The 17,658-nt window shown below is 61.3% G+C and carries 13 protein-coding genes, 1 tRNA gene and 1 pseudogene; 6 read left to right on the top strand and 9 right to left on the bottom strand.

Annotated elements, in window-relative coordinates; all coding sequences use genetic code 11:
• Positions 1 to 88 precede the first annotated feature (88 nt).
• Positions 89 to 544: a nucleotide triphosphate diphosphatase NUDT15 gene (locus MSTE_RS22165; protein WP_096504466.1), complete on the top strand. Its 456-nt coding sequence runs from the start codon at positions 89 to 91 to the stop codon at positions 542 to 544.
• Positions 545 to 844: 300 nt separating this feature from the next.
• Here MSTE_RS22165 and MSTE_RS25135 read toward each other — a convergent pair whose 3' ends face one another.
• Entirely contained in the window at positions 845 to 1,216 is a 372-nt protein-coding gene (locus MSTE_RS25135; protein WP_096504467.1) for a hypothetical protein, read from the bottom strand.
• Positions 1,217 to 1,568: 352 nt separating this feature from the next.
• On the opposite strand from MSTE_RS25135, the gene MSTE_RS22175 reads away from it, so the two are divergent.
• The gene (locus tag MSTE_RS22175; RefSeq protein WP_096504469.1) at positions 1,569 to 2,987 is read left to right on the top strand and encodes an alkaline phosphatase family protein; all 1,419 of its coding nucleotides are present in this window, start codon (positions 1,569 to 1,571) and stop codon (positions 2,985 to 2,987) included.
• Between the two features lie 20 nt (positions 2,988 to 3,007).
• On the opposite strand, the gene MSTE_RS22180 is transcribed toward MSTE_RS22175, so the two are convergent.
• The 5 genes and pseudogenes from MSTE_RS22180 to MSTE_RS22200 all read right to left on the bottom strand — a co-directional run bounded on the left by MSTE_RS22180 (position 3,008) and on the right by MSTE_RS22200 (position 10,590).
• Positions 3,008 to 3,847: a helix-turn-helix transcriptional regulator gene (locus MSTE_RS22180; protein WP_096504471.1), complete on the bottom strand. Its 840-nt coding sequence runs from the start codon at positions 3,845 to 3,847 to the stop codon at positions 3,008 to 3,010.
• Between the two features lie 39 nt (positions 3,848 to 3,886).
• Positions 3,887 to 5,620, bottom strand: a complete 1,734-nt coding sequence (locus MSTE_RS22185) for a MalT transcriptional regulator family protein (RefSeq protein ID WP_157997734.1) — start codon at positions 5,618 to 5,620, stop codon at positions 3,887 to 3,889.
• Positions 5,621 to 5,676: 56 nt separating this feature from the next.
• On the bottom strand, positions 5,677 to 6,954 hold the full coding sequence (locus MSTE_RS22190) for a S1C family serine protease (protein WP_162291714.1): 1,278 nt from the start codon (positions 6,952 to 6,954) through the stop codon (positions 5,677 to 5,679).
• A 303-nt stretch (positions 6,955 to 7,257) separates the two neighbouring features.
• A pseudogene (locus tag MSTE_RS22195) lies at positions 7,258 to 10,162 on the bottom strand (MMPL/RND family transporter).
• Positions 10,159 to 10,590, bottom strand: a complete 432-nt coding sequence (locus MSTE_RS22200) for an MmpS family transport accessory protein (RefSeq protein ID WP_096506257.1) — start codon at positions 10,588 to 10,590, stop codon at positions 10,159 to 10,161. Before MSTE_RS22200 ends, MSTE_RS22195 begins: the two are co-directional and overlap by 4 nt.
• Positions 10,591 to 10,768: 178 nt before the next feature.
• On the opposite strand from MSTE_RS22200, the gene MSTE_RS22205 reads away from it, so the two are divergent.
• The 3 genes from MSTE_RS22205 (at position 10,769) to MSTE_RS22215 (ending at position 12,748) form a co-directional block, all read left to right on the top strand.
• Complete coding sequence (locus MSTE_RS22205; protein ID WP_096504477.1) at positions 10,769 to 11,437, top strand: TetR family transcriptional regulator; 669 nt, start codon at positions 10,769 to 10,771, stop codon at positions 11,435 to 11,437.
• 268 nt (positions 11,438 to 11,705) lie between these two features.
• On the top strand, positions 11,706 to 12,338 hold the full coding sequence (locus MSTE_RS22210) for a hypothetical protein (protein ID WP_096504479.1): 633 nt from the start codon (positions 11,706 to 11,708) through the stop codon (positions 12,336 to 12,338).
• Positions 12,339 to 12,448: 110 nt separating this feature from the next.
• The gene (locus MSTE_RS22215) at positions 12,449 to 12,748 is read left to right on the top strand and encodes a hypothetical protein (protein WP_096504481.1); all 300 of its coding nucleotides are present in this window, start codon (positions 12,449 to 12,451) and stop codon (positions 12,746 to 12,748) included.
• Between the two features lie 603 nt (positions 12,749 to 13,351).
• On the opposite strand, the gene MSTE_RS22225 is transcribed toward MSTE_RS22215, so the two are convergent.
• From MSTE_RS22225 to MSTE_RS22240, 3 genes are all read right to left on the bottom strand, one after another.
• On the bottom strand, positions 13,352 to 14,689 hold the full coding sequence (locus MSTE_RS22225; protein WP_096504483.1) for a Fic family protein: 1,338 nt from the start codon (positions 14,687 to 14,689) through the stop codon (positions 13,352 to 13,354).
• Positions 14,690 to 15,901: 1,212 nt separating this feature from the next.
• Positions 15,902 to 16,707, bottom strand: a protein-coding gene (locus MSTE_RS22235) for an IS5 family transposase (protein ID WP_231896907.1) whose coding sequence is annotated in 2 segments (ribosomal slippage) — positions 15,902 to 16,360 and positions 16,363 to 16,707 — 804 coding nt in all. Because the reading frame shifts where the segments join, the coding sequence is not laid out codon by codon here.
• Positions 16,704 to 17,243, bottom strand: a complete 540-nt coding sequence (locus MSTE_RS22240) for a hypothetical protein (RefSeq protein ID WP_157997735.1) — start codon at positions 17,241 to 17,243, stop codon at positions 16,704 to 16,706. The genes MSTE_RS22235 and MSTE_RS22240 overlap by 4 nt, the downstream gene beginning before the upstream one ends.
• Before the next feature lie 309 nt (positions 17,244 to 17,552).
• On the opposite strand from MSTE_RS22240, the gene MSTE_RS22245 reads away from it, so the two are divergent.
• A tRNA-Gly gene (locus tag MSTE_RS22245) sits at positions 17,553 to 17,626 on the top strand.
• Positions 17,627 to 17,658: the final 32 nt, after the last annotated feature.

Below are 17,658 nucleotides of genomic sequence, written 5' to 3' on the forward strand. Positions count from 1 at the left end.
CCATCGGGAAGCTGGTCCGTCCGAGCCCGGCGGCTCCATCCGTCGATAATCGATGTGCGAACCCGATATCAGCACGCGGAGGGGCCAGATGACTCGTAACCCTGACATCTGTGATCGGCCGCACCCCGGTGTGGGCTGCTTCGTCGTAAGAGACGGCCGGTTTCTGATGGGCCGGCGCCGTGGTGCCCATGGGGCAGGCACGTGGTCCGTACCAGGTGGCTGGATCGAGCGGGGCGAGAGCCCGGAATCGGCAGCGGTACGCGAAGTCTGGGAAGAAACCGGCATGAGAATCACCGATGCGCATGCCGTCGGTGCGACGACAACTGTCCATCCTGAAGGTTTGTGTTCTCTGACGGTCTGGGTCGTTTCGCGTTGGGAATCCGGTGAACCGATCTGCGTGGAACCTGACAAATTCGTTGAACAGCGCTGGTGCGTATTGGAAGAAGGCCTGCCCACACCGCTATTCGGCGTATGGACTGATCTATTGACCTCGCCCACCTACGCGCGTCTACGCGAGCTGTTGGTCGCCAACCCGTATGCATGACAGCGCCAAAGTACAGGCTGCTCAAACTCACAACGAGTTGACTAACTCCCGGATACAGTCAAATCTTCACCGCGACTTCGCTTAGCGGCCAAACCAACTCCCCTCATTTGTTCGATCGTCGCTATCTACTTCCGTGATCCGATTGCGCAACTTCTTGATTCCGAGTGGTTTGGAGTATCCGGTGGTCGACTGTGGCACCTTGCTATTGCGGACGAGCGCTGGAGCGCTGCTGATTACGGCAGGATGCCTGGTAGGTGCGAGTGCGGCGCAGGCCGCACCGTCCGGTGACGGGGCCGGAGCTCATGGGGCAGAGTCGGCCGGTGCGGCGAAATCCGTTTCCGGCGCTAAGTCTTGGGGTGAATCCACTGCTCCCGCCGGGACTTCCACAGCCACAGAATCCGCCAACACCAAGTCCTCCAAGGAATCACAACGCTCGGTCGCCCCTTGCAATCCGCGCGATGCAGCAGATTCATCCAGCACAGCGAGCCCCGGCAGCTCTGCCACGTCGCAGCAGAAGTCCGGTAGTGCCTCGTCGTCTGGGAATGCCGCAGCCACAAGCGATAAACCCGATAACGCACACGCACCGCGGACCAACACTCTCACCAGCGCGAAACCAAGTACCGCGGGCGCAACCGCCGGGACCACACCAGCCGACGACTCCAAGTCGCCCACGCAGACTCTGTCAGGTCTCGACACAACGATCAGCGATCCGAAAGCAATTGAGGCGCAACTTCCTCGAATCAAGATCGCCGTACCGGATTCGCTTCCCTCCGCCGCTGGCGTCCCCAGCACACAGACACCGCAGGCGGGCAAAAGGACTTCCGCCCGAGACACTGATCCTGCCGTCACTGCGCCACGTCACACCGCAGCGGATAGCGAGCCGGCCAACAAGACCACTTCCACGGTCAGCATCACCCGAAGCGCGCCGACAGCAACCCTCACCGATACGGTCGCACCACAGCACCTGGCAACACTGGAGTTGCCACGACGCCAGTCAGCCCCAGCCGAAGTAGCACTGGCACCAATGGCTTTAGCGCCACAGGCCTCCGTCGCCACGGCGGTGGCGCCTGCCCTCCCCGCGCCGGTCGCCCCACTTGCACCCCCGGCGCCCGCGCCCGTTCCGGTGCCAGTCAATCCACCGGCGCCCACCGGTGGAACCAGCTCCGTCACGTCGACCTCTGTCAACACCCGCAAGCGCGGTGAGAGCGCCGGCGACACCGTGACCCAGGAACCTGTGAACAAGGTGCTGGTGATCGGTGTTGACGGCACCAACATGAGCAAGATTCTTGATGCGCAGACACCCAACTTCCACGAGTTGATGCAAGAGGGCACCACTGGCGTGTCAAGTATCGCCGGGCACACCACCATCTCCGCAGACTCGTGGACGACGATCCTGACCGGCGTATGGGACACCAAACATGGGGTGACCAACAACGGCATCACCAACGACTTCACCCGGTTCCCCTCCGTGTACACCCAGATCGAAAGGGCCAAACCGGAACTCAAAACCGCATCGATAGCAGACTGGAACGTGCTGGAGAAGATTGCGCAGGGCGGTATCGGCGCCGACCAGGTTGTCCGCACGCCCGCTATCGCCGGTGACGACTCCGAAAGCCAACTCGACGCGCAGACCACTGCCCATGTCGCCACGTCAATCCAGAAAGACGGCCCCGACTTTCTCTTCACCCACCTAGACCAGGTGGACCACGCCGGCCACCTCTACGGCGGCGGGTCTCAGCAATACATCGACGCACTCGAGCACACAGACGCCAACGTCGGCACCATCATGGACGCGGTCCGAGCCCGAGAAGCGGCGACCGGCGAGAAGTGGACGGTGCTGGTGGTGACCGATCACGGACACCGTCCGGAGTTGGGTATCGGGCATGGATTCCAGTCTCCCAACGAGACATCCACCTTTGTGATCGCTCGCGGCCCCAGCTTCACACCCGGCCAGATCAACCCGGCGTTCGGGATCGACGACATCACCCCGACCGCCCTGGGGCTACTCGGAGTGTCGTCGCTTCCCGACTCGGACGGCACCGATCTGCGGTCCCTCGCCGACCATGCCAGTACCCCAACCAACCGCAAGACAGCGATCAGCGACATGGTCAATGCCAATCATTATCCAGACCTGCTCACCCGGCTGCGGCTCGGAATCCGTTCGGTGATCAGCCTTCCCGCCGGTCCGCTGCTCGACGGAATCGTCGATGGCGTCAACGGCATACGGCAGCAGCTTGATGCGGTGGGCTCCTCCGGAGTGCCCGTGTTCTCACAACTGGCCAGCGCCACAAGTTGGGCATTGGGGGCGTTCAATCAAGGACTCACGGTGGTGACCAATACGGTCGTCACCGTGGTCAACCGTCTCACCGGCGCGGGAGTCGTCGATGCGGCGCCCGGTGACAACGACCGCAGCCTGCCCCAGCAGGTGCTGCCGGCCCTGTAACCAGGTTTTGCACCACAGCGTCAGTGCGGCGCAATGCCGATCGCCTCACGGCGGTTCGATACCTGCAGTTTCTGGTAGATGGAACGCTGATGTGTCTTCAGGGTGTTGACCGAAACCGACAGCTTCGCGGCGATCTCCGCCGCAGTCATCGGAGTCCGCAAGTATGCCAACACTTCTCGCTCCCGTGAGGTGAGTGATGCGGCAGGGTTATCCGATGCACCCGTCTCGCAGGACAATAGACACTCGGCGAGGAAATCCGGATACGCGGTCCGTGAGCTGTGCGCCCCCAACAGATCACGACACGACTGACCGGCGTTGTCCAGGAACGGGTAGCGCACAGATTCCGGGGCCGCCAATGCGAGCGACTCCTCCAGCAGTTGGTGAGCCCGATCATTATCGCCGCTATCCCACGTCAGCAACGCGCCCACCAGAGCTGCGTAGGCACGCGTGTATGAAGGTACTGACTCGCCACGTGCATTGTCGGCCAGGGACTCTGCGAGGTCGATGTCCCCGAGCCGTCGGCATACGCCCGCCACCATCACAGAGGCTGTCGGCAATGGCGTCACATCGAGGAGCCTCGCCGCCAGCTGTAACGCCTCGCGCGTGTGCCCCCGAATCTCGGCGATCCTCGCTAGTGCGGCTGCACGGAAACTGCCTATCGGGACGGCCCTGTTCTCGTCTTCGCCGATGCGCATGGCCACCGCCTCCAGCTGCGGGAGGGACCAATCGCACCCCTGGTTCCCCAGTGCTGCAGCACTGAACACCAACATCATGCGCCCGATATCCGGGTAACCATCCCCTACCGCAGCATCCACCACGGTGAAATCCTCGAGCGCCCCCGCCAGATCGCCCTGCCACATCTGTATGAATCCCGTTGTAAAACAGGATATCCCGCCGCCCTAGTGGGAGAGCCAGGGCACCTCTGCCAGGCTTAGCGACCGCTGGGCGCGGCCGAACTGCCCGGCATGGACGTAGGCGAATGCCAGGCTCTCCGTGGCCCTATCAGCGACCGCTGCCAGACCCAGCGCACGGCACTCCTGCGCCGCCGACTCCAGCAGTCGCATCGAGTGACCGACGTCGCGCCGCAACCTGGTTTCGGCCCAGCCCACCAGAAACAGCGCGCACGCATACACGCGGTCCGCCACGAGTGTGCGATCAGTCAAGGCTTCGGACACCGCGTCGACAGCTCCCGCCATGGTGCTGTGGTCGTCGGAGATTAGGATGCGGCTCACATCCGCGATGAGACGCACCCGCCGAGACTCGACGTGGCCATGTGTCAGGGCCTGCGCGCGCTCGAAATGCAGCTGTGCGCCAAGGCGATCACCCGCGACCTCCCGGCAACAGGAACGCACCATCGCAATATCGGCGGTCTCACCGAATGCGTCGGCCACCGCGATGCAGACACTCTCCAGTGCCACCGATCGGGCTTCCAGCAGTAGCTCGAGCCAATGATCGGTGATTGTCTCCGCGGCCAACCGCCCGTCCGCCCCGCGAACGGCATGCTCGACGGCATCCAACGGGTAGCGGTCCCGCAGCTCGCGCGCTGCCAACAGGTTCAAGGCGCTCCATCGCGCCGGGTCCGACTGCCTGAGTACCTCGCCACATCCGTGTGCGAACATCGAATGCCATTGGTAGATAGCATCTTCGCCAGATCCGAATCGTTCGATGAACAGCCCGGAGGTCGCACATTCCGCAAGCAACCCCGCGGCATCGACGCGCCCGGAGAGCACCGCGGCCAGGCGTTCATCCACCCGCGTGCATACGGTCGCGGCCAGCACAAACTCGGCAAGCTCCGGGCGTAGCCGCCCGAGAACGGCGGCACGGATGTATTCACTCAGATCGAGATCATCAAGAGCACTGGGCGTTTCGCCGTCTAAGAGCGCAAGCCGCACGGCCGCGGGCCAGCCCCCGGTGCTGTACGCGATGCGTTCGGCGTCCCCGGCCGCGAGGTCCTGCTGGTGCACATGGCAGGCGGCCGACAGCACATCCTCAGCGGTGAACGCCAATTCGCCCGCCGTCACCACCGCCACCTGACCATGCACCCGCAGCCTGGTGAGCAACGTCTCCGGCGCCTCCGTGGTGATCAACACCAACCGCAGCCAGGGCGGACCATGCTCGATGAACTCGACAAACTCCGCGGACTGTGTGACTCCGATGGCCTTCTGGAAATCATCGAGCACGACCGTGACCCGGCCCGGCATCTGGATCGTCGACAGGGCGGTGAAGACCAGTCCCAGGGACGGCAGCTCGAAGGCGGTAGCCAGTGCCCGCCGGACCTGGGCATCGTCACCGTCACCCGCCGCGTGCCGCAGCGCCGTCATGATGCCGCGGATCAGCTCGGGGAAGTCTGCCGCCTGCTCCGTCACCGTCAGCCACCCGACCGAGCCCGGTTGCTGCTGCCGCTGTGCGGCGGCCCATTGGCCCACCGCGACCGTCTTGCCGAACCCTGATGGGGCGAGCACCACGACCGCCCGAGACTGCTGAACGTGCAGGTCAAGAGTGCGGTGCACATGCGAGCGGGCGATCATTCCGGGGCTCGATGACGGTGGCGTGGCCAGGAACCATGGGGCCGGGCTCCAGGCCGTCGAGCCGGCGGGTGTCCCGCCTGCAGTCAGGTCGTCGCAGCCAGCCATCCGTTCATTGTCTCCGGAACCGCTGAACCCGAGTTAGCCACCCAGGTTCGGCGCTGTCACGTTGCCGATTGCCCGAGGGTGACCTGGACCGTGCGCGACGTTCCCGACTGGTCCGCGTAGGTGAGCGTTACCGCGTCGCCGGGTGCCTTGGACCGCACTGCGGCCACCAGCGCCTCGGGGCCGTCGATGACCTGGTTGTCGACCTTGGTGATCACCGCGCCCTTGGGCAGGCCGGCCGTCGCCGCCGCGCTGCCACTGACCACACCTGCCACGACCGCGCCAGGCATGTCGTCACCGGAGCCGAGCTGAACACCCAGCGAGGCATGCCGCACGGTGCCGGTGGCGACCAGCTCGTCGGCGATGCGCTTGGCTTGATCCACCGGGATGGCGAAGCCCAGGCCGATCGAGCCGGCCTGTCCGCCGCCCTGTGAGTCCTGGCCGCCGGACAGTGACGCGATCGCCGAGTTCACCCCGATGAGGTCACCGTTCATGTCGACGAGTGCACCGCCGGAGTTGCCGGGGTTGATGGCCGCATCCGTCTGGATGGCACTCATCACCGAATGCTGTCCGCTCTGGTCATCGCCGGTGCTGACCGGGCGACCGAGCGCGCTGATGATGCCGGTTGTCACCGTCCCCTTCAGGCCCAGGGGTGAGCCGATGGCGACGACGTTCTGGCCGACTTTCAGGTCTTTCGAGGAACCGATGGAGATCGGGGTGAGGTCGGAGACGCCCTGGGCCCGGACCACGGCCAGGTCATCGTCGGGGTCCGCGCCGACGACGGTGAACGGGACCGTACGACCATCGGCCAGCGTCACGGTTGCCTTGACCCCGTCGCCGGAGTGGGCGGAAGGCCGGGTGCTGCGCCGGTCGTTGCCGTTGGGCACCTGCCCGTCACGACCATCCTGATAGTCGCCGGGCAGCTGTTCGCCGGGCAGGATGCCGGGCGGAAGGTTGGTGAGGGGCCCGCGGCGCGATGGGGCCGAGGGCGCCAGATCGCCGCTGCCCGACATGGCCGCTGCCACAACGTGATTGTTGGTCAGGATCAGCCCGTCAGGACTCAGCACGATGCCGGAGCCTTCCTCGCCCTGCTGCCCGCTTTGGATCTTCAGTTGCACCACGCTGGGCAGCACCTTGGCCGACACCTGCTCGACCGAGCCGACCGGGGCCGCGGCACCCGGCTGTCCGAGTATTGAACCTGTTGGCAGGGAGGGTTTTCCGGCGACTCCTGGGCTCGATTTCTGCGCCACCGGGGCGGGGTGTCCGGACTGGTTGACCACGACGACGGCCGTGGTGGCGCTGGCGGCGATGGCCACCACAACGGCACCCGCGGTCAGGCCGACAGCGCGAAGACGTTTCCGGCGCAGCGGGTTCGGAGCCAGTTCGGCACGGTCCGGGAACGTCTCGCCGTACGCGTAGCGTGTCCGGGTGTCGGTGGATGGACCGTGCACCTGCCGATAGCCGTGCTGTCCCATCGGGAATTCGTTTCCGTACGGCGGATGCCCAGGCTGGTAGTTCATTGATATGTCCTTCTTCCTCAAGATGCAGTCAGGGCACTGTCCGCCTCTGGTACGCACTGTCACAGTGCCTGCATCCGCTGAGGCCAGGCTGAGAATTTCCTCGATGCTGCCCAAGACTTTTCAGGAGGTGGTGGGAGTAGACGGTGGTTGCTGTCCCGCATCCACCACCGCAAGGGGTGCCGTCTCCGGTTCGGCCGAGTCCGCATCGCGGCCACGCCGGACAATCTCAAAGGTGTTGATCGGCCACCAGAACCACCGGCCCAGTGCAGCCGCGATGGCGGGCGTCATGAATGCGCGCACGATCAAAGTGTCGACAATCAGGCCGATGCCGATGGTCATGCCGAGTTGGCCGACCACGCGCAGGTCGCTGACGATCATCGACATCATGGTGAAGGCGAACACGAGGCCCGCGGCGGTGACAACGCGCCCGGTGGCCCCCATGCCACGGATCATGCCGGTGTTGAGCCCGGCGTGGATCTCCTCCTTGAGACGCGACACCACCAGCAGGTTGTAGTCCGAACCCACCGCCAGCAGGATCACCATCGACAACGGGATCACGATCCACTGCACGCCGAGCCCAAGGATGTCCTGCCACAACAACACTGACAGACCACAGGCCGTACCCAGAGACGCGGCCACCGTGCCGACGATGACCAGGGCGGCCACCACGCTGCGCGTGATCACCACCATGATCGCGAAGATCAGAATCATCGAGGCGATGATCGCGATGGCCAGGTCTACGGTCACACCGTCCTGCATATCGGCGTACATCGATGCGGTACCGGCCAACGAGACCTTCGCGTTGGCCAGCGGCGTGCCCTTTACCGCATCGGCGACAACGCCTTTGATGTCACGGACGTGTTCGATGCCTTCGACGGACGCCGGGTCTCCCTGGTGGGTGATGATGAATCGGACTGCCTTGCCGTCCGGCGATACGAACATCTTGAGCCCGCGTTTGAAGTCCGGGTTGGTGAACACGTCCGGCGGTAGATAGAAGAAGTCGTCGTTCTTGGCTTGGTCGAAGTAGAGGCCAATTTCCGTGGCACCCTTGGCCAGTTCTTGTTGTTGGGCCTGAGTGCCCGCCTGGGTGCTGTGCATGGCAAGCATGAAATCGCGCATACGACTCATCGAATCGATGGTCGTTCTCAGGACCGGCAGCATCTGCGGCATCAGCTGATCCATGCGATCCATATCGGTGACCAGACCACTCATTTGGTCGGCGAGCACGTCAACACTGTCCAGAACATCAAAGATCGACCGCAGCGACTGGCAGACCGGGATGTCAAAGCAATGCTTCTCCCAATAGAAGTAATTGCGCAGCGGCCGGAAGAAATCATCGAAATTGGCCAGGTTGTCGCGCATCTGCTGGATGGTTGCCACCATCTCGTGAGTCCGGCCCACCATGCTGTGCATGGTGCCCGTGAGCTCCTGCATGAGGCTGTACATCCTCTCCATGCTGGAGAGCGTCTTACTCAACTCGTCGGCCTGCTCCAGCATCTGAGCAGAGCTGTCGTTGTTGAACTTTGCGGTCTGCAGCGTGCCCGCGTTCTGCGCGCCCATGAGGAACGGGATCGAGCTGTGTTCAATCGGCGCACCGAGCGGGCGGGTAATCGTCTGCACGCGTTCGATACCGCGCATATGGACAATTCCCTTGGCCACCCTGTCGATGACGAGCATGTCTGCGGGGGTGCGCAGATCGTGGTCGGCCTCCAGCATCAACAGTTCCGGGTTCATGCGGGCCTGCGAGAAGTGGCGATCTGCCACATCCATCGCGAGGTTGGCCGGCATATCGGCGGGCGTGAATTTCTGATCGTTGTACTGCGGCACGTAGGTCATCAGGCTGACGAAGCCGATGATCGCAATCATGCTGGTCACCAAGACAATGGGAATAGGCCAACGCACTACCGCGGTTCCGACCTTGCGCCACCCCGTGGTGGAAAGCTTGCCTCTGGGCTCCAGCAGCCCGAACTTCGAGGCCACCGTCAACACGGCGGGCGCCAGCGTCAGCGCCGCGACCACGATCACCAGCACCGAGATCGCGCAGGGCAGGGCCATGCTCTGGAAGTACGGGAGCGTGGTCATGCTCAGGCACATGCAGGCGCCGACAATGGTCAGACCGGATCCCAGAATGACGTGCGAGACGCCATGATAGGCACATGTAATACGCGTCTTCGCGACTACGGCCCTTTGACCTTTCCTCGTGATAGCGGCCGAACAAGAAGATCACGTAGTCGGTACCGGCCGCCAGCGCCAGCATCGTCACCATGCTCACCGCGTAGGGGGTCAGACCGATGATGTTCATGTATCCCGCGGTAGCCGTAACACCCTGTGCTGCAAATAGTTCCAGGCCAATGATGACCATGGATATGAGCATGGTGACGATGGACCGGTAGATGAACAGGATCATCACGACGATCACGCCCACCGACACCAATTCCATGGTCGCCATGCTTTGGTGACCGGCAACCTGAGTGTCGGCGTTCAGCACGGTGGTGCCCGCGACATGCGCCTTGACGCCCGGCGGTGCGGGCATGGAGCTGACCATCTGGCGCACCGCGGCGACGGACTCGTGACTGGCACTGGTGCCCTGTGATCCGTTCAGGAAGATCTGCACGTAGGCGGCTTTACCGTCCACGCTCTGCGAGCCCGCCGCGGTCAACGGATCACTCCAGAAGTCCTGGACGTTCTGCACGTGCTCGTGATCGGCCTTGAGCTTGGCGACGATCTCGTCGTAGTACTTGTGCGCGGCATCGCCGAGTTTGTCGTCGCCTTCCAGGACGACCATCGCCGACGAGTCCGAGTCGTACTGCTGAAACACCTTGCCGATGTTCAGCATCCCCTGGTAGGACTCCGAGTTCTGCGGGCTCAGCGGCACCGACCGGCTGGCCGCCACTTCGTTGAGTGAGGGGGTGACCGTGCCCAGGATGACCGCCAGCCCGACCCAGAACAAGATGATCGGCAGCGAGAAGATCCGGATCATGTGGCCGATAAACGGCCGGTGTGGTTTCGCGTGCGCGTTGCTCATACGGATTTCACCAAGCAGTAGATAAACGGTTTGACTTTGTCTGTGCCGGTTCGGTCATCGCGCACGCCCCCGTCGACCGTCACGCGGCATCCAAGACCGCTGACGTTGCGATCGCCTTGCGCGACGATGTTGGCCGACATGGACGGCATGGTTGTCACGATCGTGAAAGACCAAGGCAGTGGCGCATTTTCAATGAGATGGGGCTGCCCGTTCTCATCGAGGTAGTTGAGGTTCGCGGTGCCGCCCGTCCCCACGATCTCGTAGGTGATGTGCTTCGGGTTGAAGTTGGCGGTGATTCCCGACCCCTCACCCGGCTTCGGCGGGCGTGGAATCGCCGAGCTGCGGATCTGCGCAATCGCGTATCCGCCGATCCCGACGACAATCACCAGCAGTAGCGGAATCCAAAACCGCTTCAACAGTCGGTACACCGCGCGCATCCCCTTCTGCTTCTGCCCTGCACGGGCCCGCGGATTCCCTCCGAAGAGGCAACTGCCGCGGTCCGACGCCAGGGGATTGTGTACCACCGGTCTATTACGGCAGCACCGTATCACGGTAATAGACCGGCGGTTCACTATCGAAGACCTGGTGGCGGATTAACATCGGGCCATGACCTTCCGTCGGGCGCGCAGCGAGGAGCAGCGCGAGATCCGTCGGCAAGCCATCCTGGAAACCGCGTCATCGATGCTCAGCGACATGCCGGTCAGCCAGATCAGCCTTAATGAGCTGAGCCGACGCACCGGCCTAGCAAAGTCCGCGATGATGCGCTATTTCGAGTCCCGCGAGGCCGTGCTGCTGGAACTTCTCGACACGTCACTACGCTGCTGGGTCACCGAAATTGTGGCGGAGCTCTCTTGCGACACGCGATCCGGCTCGGCGCAGGAAAGGGTCGATCGCCTGGCCGCATTGCTCAGCCGGTCTTTACGAGAACGCGCCGTGCTGTGCGACCTCATGACCGCCCAACCAGGAGTGTTGGAGTACAACGTCTCGCCCGAGACACTGTTGTGTTTTCGGCGCTCTGCCCACAACACCATTGCCATCTACACCGATGCGATTCGCGACTTCATCCCCGAGCTCGGTGACGATGCTCGAAGCGTGTCCCTTTCCACCGTGGTGACCAGCGCCGCCCTGTGGATGTACGCCCAGCCGTCGGCCAGCGCGGTCGCCGCCTGCCAGGCCGAACCTGAATTGGCGGACATCTCGTTGAACTTCAACGATGACCTGGAGACCATGTTGGCGCGGCTCATCACCGGCGCCCTGGTCAAGCGCAGTTCCTGATCGCCCGTCCGCGCCGCACGTCCCAAAGCGGTCATGGCGCGGACTTCCGGACGTTCTCACATGTAAGCTCACACGCCGAGAGGTACTACCGGTTCCGCCGGACAGACCGCTCGTCGCCGATGGGGATCAGATGACAATCACCTCTTCGCATTTCGGCATCAGTGAGCAGAACGGACCTGAACGCCGACGCCCAATTCTGATACGTAGCCAGCGGTTGCACTCCTGAAAATCAGCCACATGGGAGCAGCTAAGCCGTACCGTCACGCTCGTGGAAACCCAGAACTGCGAACCGCAAGGTGTCGAGTACCTACAACTCGGACTCTCGGGGAAGACAGCGGGCATGGTCGCTGATCTCGTCTCGATCCAACGCGACATTGTTTTCGCGCAGCAGTGCGCCGAAGGCTATCTCTCGCGTGCACCAACTGGTCCGTCAACGCAGGGCGAGGATTCATTGGTAGCCCAGGCACTTTGGTCAGCAGGTGCCATTTCGTATCGCCGTGCGTTTACCTCAGGTCGTGGTCATCTCGTCTCGAAGGGCCAGCGGCTCAAGTTGCATGAAGCCTGGACCGACATGCTCGCCCCCGAACAGCTTGTGGCACACGAGAAAATTCTTGAAATGACCAATCAGCACATCGCGCACAGGGTTGGCGATCACGAGGGTGTCCGCATAATCGCGCTTTTGACACCTCCGCCGATGCCACGTGCCATTGCAGGGGTTGGGCACATGCTTCTGCATATGATCGGCCCGGAGGCATGCCTGGCAGAACGCATGCTCGAGATATGCGGCATGCTGAACCAAGGTCTTGAACAGGAAATTTCAAACGGCAATGACCTATTGACGATGTGGCTAAGTGAGCAGGACATCAACGAGCTATACGCAGCGTCGGAATCCCAAACATAGCGAGCTGCCGTCAGACAGGCCAATCCGCAGTTAATCCCTGTCCAGCTCTACAAACCTGCGCAGATCTTGAAACTGCGGCCATCGGTCGCGAATGTCGTTAGTGTGGCCAGATGAGTGGCAGCTATGTCGTCCACAACGCCGTCGATATAGTCGGGCACGACCTTTGGTTGGTGATCGACCGGGTATTAGGCACCGCAATAATGATGCGCAACAACAAAGAAGAGGCGATGACCGATACTGCTGTCGCCACGGCTTTCTACGAACGGTGGCCCAGTGGTCTCACGACCGATGGTTTCGTATCCGTTGAAAGCCTGGGCGAAGACGGCCACCTAATTTCCCGGATGCGCCCTCTCATGGCACCGGGATTCTGGTCTGATCACGATTTTGGCAAAGATGGAGGCCCGACATAGGCCAAGGGGACCATAACGGAATCAAGAGCACATAGGTCTGCTCTGCGATCCCTCTCGAATACCCCATCTGTGCATGTCGGTGCCGCGGTACCCAGTTTTACTCTCGGCCGCGAGCGACCTTCTCGATCGCAGGGCCCCGCCTAAACAGCACCTGCTGCACCGTCACCTCTAAGGGCGACTCCGCTCTCGTCTACCCGCACCCGTCCGGCTGCGTCGCCCCCCTGGCTGTTACATGGGTCAGCGGGCCCTAACGCCTGGTCGCTCGAGTCGAAGAAGTGCTGGACGACCGGTCCATCGGAAAAGCAGCTGTGCCGCAACTCCTTGACGGCCCGTGGGTGTCTTTGATGGGAAACGGCTGGTACATGCCGACCGCCGACCGCGGTCACCTGGCGGATGTCATCGCCGCGATGATTGTCGCAGCAGGAGTAGGAGCGGTGCTCGATACGACATGCTGGACGATGCAGCCCTATGAGGCACAGTACCTACCACCTGGTGCCACGCGACAGCCTGGCAATCCAGGCTCATCAGCGGGACCGAGGCCAACAAGTCGCAGCCCGGTCAGCTAGAACGGCGTTGGCTCAATCCGTTGTCGGGAGGTGACTTCTAGTGACTCGACTTGATCCTTTCAGCGAGATCGGGCGGTGCTGTCCAAATGAATTCGCGCCCGATCTTGTCGCGCTCCAAAAGCTGCCGTCGCTCGAGCTCGTACAGATCGTTCCGGGCCGCCTGCTCCGAAACTCCGTGACTCTTAGCATGCGACTTAACAGTGTAGTACTCGTCTGGACGCTTGATCGCAAACTCTAGTAGTCCCAACTGTCGATGATTGAACTTACTCTCGGTACGCGTCAGTAACTTTCGAGTGCTTTGAAGCTCTTCGGACTTGCGTGCTAGATACTTGTTCAAATCATCGAGCGCGCGTTGGATCACCTTGAGTTGATAGATGAGGAAATACGTGAGGTCACCTTGGTCTTGCTCGGTGAAGATGAACGATTTTGAATACTTTGAGGGTGCAGTCTTTAGTATTCGCGAGATCGTTAGGTACTCTGAAAGCCAATACCCTTGCCGTAACATGCTCCAATAAAACAGTGCGCGGGCCGTTCGACCGTTTCCGTCTTCAAAATAATGGTCATATCCCATCATGAAATGAATCGCTAAGGCCCGAACGACCGGCGGAACATACACCCTTTGACCATCGTTGCCATTCGCAAAATCGCAGAGTCGTTGCAGCCGTTCAGGGAGCTGGTCCACTGGTGGCGGCGTGTGCAGCACATTACCTTCGCTGTCGAAAACCTTCACACGATCATCCGGATCGGGATCGCTCTGGATTTTTCCGGCACATTCCGGATTGTCAAGAGTCTTGTAGGTGACAATCTCGTGAAGCTGACAGATTGCCTCGGGCGTGAACTCTTCAACTCGATTCTCACTAACATGTTGCATTGCGCGATAGTTGTTGAGAATCATCTGTTCACTTCGCGTAGTCGGCTTCTTGTCATGTCGAATCATCTCTTTGGCTCTTTTTCGACTGGTGGAAGCACCCTCCAATTGACTGCTAGTAATTGCTTCTTCTATCAGCGAGCTGATGACATACCGATCTTTTGTTGCAGCGTTGGTTACCTGCTCCGGCACCGCAATCTGGCCACTGGCACGTTGGGTTACCTCATCCAAAAGGCGAAGAACCTCGTCGGGGAGCGCGTAGGTAAAGTTTCCCCCGCTCATCGTCGTAAGTGGAATTGCGCGCTGAATGCTGCTGCGCGCCAGTCGAGTTGCAAGCCACCACTCGTTGTGCGTAGCGTCGTCTGGCGGCTTTCTGAATCGAAGCTCGTCCCATGGAAGGTACGGATCGGTCGCAACGTTGACGCTCCGTGTCATGATCTTGACCAGGCGGCTGGTGTCCATCGTTTTGAACAGCCCCAGATCCCCATTGAGGGTTGGCGGGGGCATCGGCTTCTTGATGTTGCACCTCCTGATCGACGCTTCTTACATCGAAAGTCAAACATGGTCAAAAGTTGACTTTACACGCTAGTGGGCGCCGCCAGGCCCCAGAGACAGCGATTCTTTCGGATATCTCCGCAGCTAGAACCTAGTTTTAAGCAGGACAAAGTTCCAACTTTGACAAAATTGGAAGATCTTTTGACTTTCCAATGATGCAGTTCGAGGTTCTTTATAGGGTTCCAGCGCTACGTTGAACCCGCCCCCTTGCACGAGGACACCCCTCACCCAAGTATCACCTCAGCCAAGCCGGCCTACGTATCGTTCCCGCTCGCTGCGTTTGGGCCCTCGTATGACCTTGCCCTCCGAATCAAGAGATCAACTCTAGAGAACAGTGTTGTCGGCGGAATGCCAAATAGGTTGCTAGACAATCAATCTATCCACATGGACGAGCCTACGGAGACCAAATAACAATGGCGCCTCTATATTTCGCTATCGATGAACAGGCTGGTCCTGAGACACGAACACCCAATGTGTAAACGCCGATTCGCGAGAGTTGGGAGGCTGAGCCAGAGGGCCAAAAAGATTCGCCCTGCCTGTCATCCACTCCTACCGCCGCAGGTTCGCGAATGGGGAGTGTGCCGCCGTGCGAGGTCATGAACTGCGCAAGCACCCGGTTCTCCTCCACAGCAGGAGAACCCACCACACGACCAGCTCGTAGCCCCGCTTCAGTGCTTGCGGGCGATCACACTGACCGAAACCTCGGCATCCATCGCCGCACCCACCGCTCACCCGCGGCCCAACGCCCAAACAGACCACATACCAAGCAATCTCGCCTCACTTAGCCCCCCAAGGTCTCGAGCCATCGAATACTCCCTGGCGCATGGATTTGAGAATCCGCTGTACCCACCGACTACGTGGATGCGCGTGGAAGCACATATCCCTTAGAGGGGTAGCGGGCAATGTACGTCTCAACCACCTTGCGCGTCCACTTCGCCCAGCTGATTCTCTCCTCGTGAGTGGATACCGCCCGCTCACCGTGACGGCGCGCGATGGCTTCGACCTCAATTGCCCGGAACTCTTCGCGATCGATGCCTAAGTCTGACTTCAATTTTTCCCACGAGGCTTCGCGGGAATCAGAGGAGTCGGAGTATCGCTGCCGGATATCTTCGAGCGCACGGTAACAGTGGAACGCACAATCCTCATCGAACCTAAGAGCGTGTCTCATGTGGATAGTTTTCTGAAGCAGACCAGGGTGGCGGCGAGTGTGAGGAATGCGGCGTAGAGATGGTCGTGGCGTTCCCAGCGGGTGCCCAGGCGGCGGTAGGTGAAGAGCCAGGACATGGTGCGTTCGACTTTCCAGCGTTTGGTGCCGAGCCGGTCGCCGGATTCGGTTCCGCGGCGGGCGATCCGGGGTGTGATGTGTCGATTGGTGAGCCATTGCCGCAGCTGGTTCGCGTCGTATGCCTTGTCTGCGTGCAGTTTTGCCGGTCGCCGCCTGCGTGGCCCGCGCGGGGATTTGATGGCGGGCAGTGCCCGTACCAGCGGCGGGACCGCATGCCCGTCCCAGGTGTTGGCGGCGGTGACCGCGGTCTGCAACGGCAGACCGGTCGCGTCGGTGAGCACGTGAATCTTGGTACCCGCTTTGCCCCGGTCTACCGGGCTCGGCCCGGTCATGGCGCCCCTTTTTTAGCCCGCACGTACGCCGAATCCACCACGGCCCGTGACCAATCCAATGCCCCATCGGCACCGAGCCGATCGAGTACCGCTTCTTGTAGACGCCGCCATACCCCGACGGCGGTCCACTCGGCGAACCGGCGATGCGCGGTAGGGACCGTCACTGCGAAACATGGTGGCAAATGCCGCCAGGCACACCCACTGACCAGCACAAACACCACCGCGGTGAATACCGCACGCTCATCGGCATACGCCGTCCCGCCGCCCTGGGGACGCACCCGCTGCACCGGCAACAACGGCTCCACCAACGCCCACAACTCGTCCGGAACCAACCTCAACGAAAGCTCTTTCACACCAGCACATCATGCCCCAACCACCCCACAAACCACACAAGACACGCTCTAAGTGCACGGCTCACGTCAGCCAAAGCGAAACGCGCCGTCGCATCGCCAATCGCAGCGTTGACATACGCACCTAATGCCTCGCCCGGGACATAATTCCCCTCTGCCACCAACCCGAAGTCGGGCAGGTTCGTCAACACTCCCAGCGCCTTGTCGCTATCGAGGCTCCCGCCGAGCAGTTCAGGTGTCAGGTCAGCTCCAAGGTGAAATCCAAGCGCGTCGAGCACAGCATGCACCAGAGGCATATATCGATACATGACGCGGTTAGCCCAAAAATCGAGAGATTCGGATTCATCACCACCGGTGTCTGGCCTATCAAGTTCGACAGCCAACTGGAAGACGGAGCGAGTCAATGAGAAATGAAACTCATGATCTTCATGCCGGAGAGTCATTGGCACATCCAGGTACCAGTTTCCCGCTTCTGGATGAACAACACCCATCCAGGTCACCAGATGCTTGGTGCGAGAGGCAGCAGCGAGCTCAGTCATGAAAGGCATCCTGCCAGCGTTGACTGCCGTCTGATGCCGTGCATCCCCCAAAGAACGCCACTGCCCATGCCGTGTTGAGCACAATCTCCCCCACCTCGAACTCCCGCCACTTAGACCCCGACCCCAAGCACCTCGACTTCGGGGCTACCGTCGGTCAGCACCACCCCTGATAGACTCCCGTCGCGGCCTGAAGCCAGCGAAAACATCACGATCGGTGAGATTTTCTCGCGTTTCGTCACCGCAGCAACACCAGAGACCGTACGAAAACACCTGGCAGGGATTGTCATCAAGGTTTTCATTTGGTCTCCCGCCGATGTAGTTCAATGGCAGAACATCAGCTTCCCAAGCTGAATACGCGGGTTCGATTCCCGTCATCGGCTCCACTCTGACCAGCGCAAATGGCGTTCGAATGCGT

This window comes from [Mycobacterium] stephanolepidis (assembly GCF_002356335.1).
GTDB lineage: Bacteria > Actinomycetota > Actinomycetes > Mycobacteriales > Mycobacteriaceae > Mycobacterium > Mycobacterium stephanolepidis.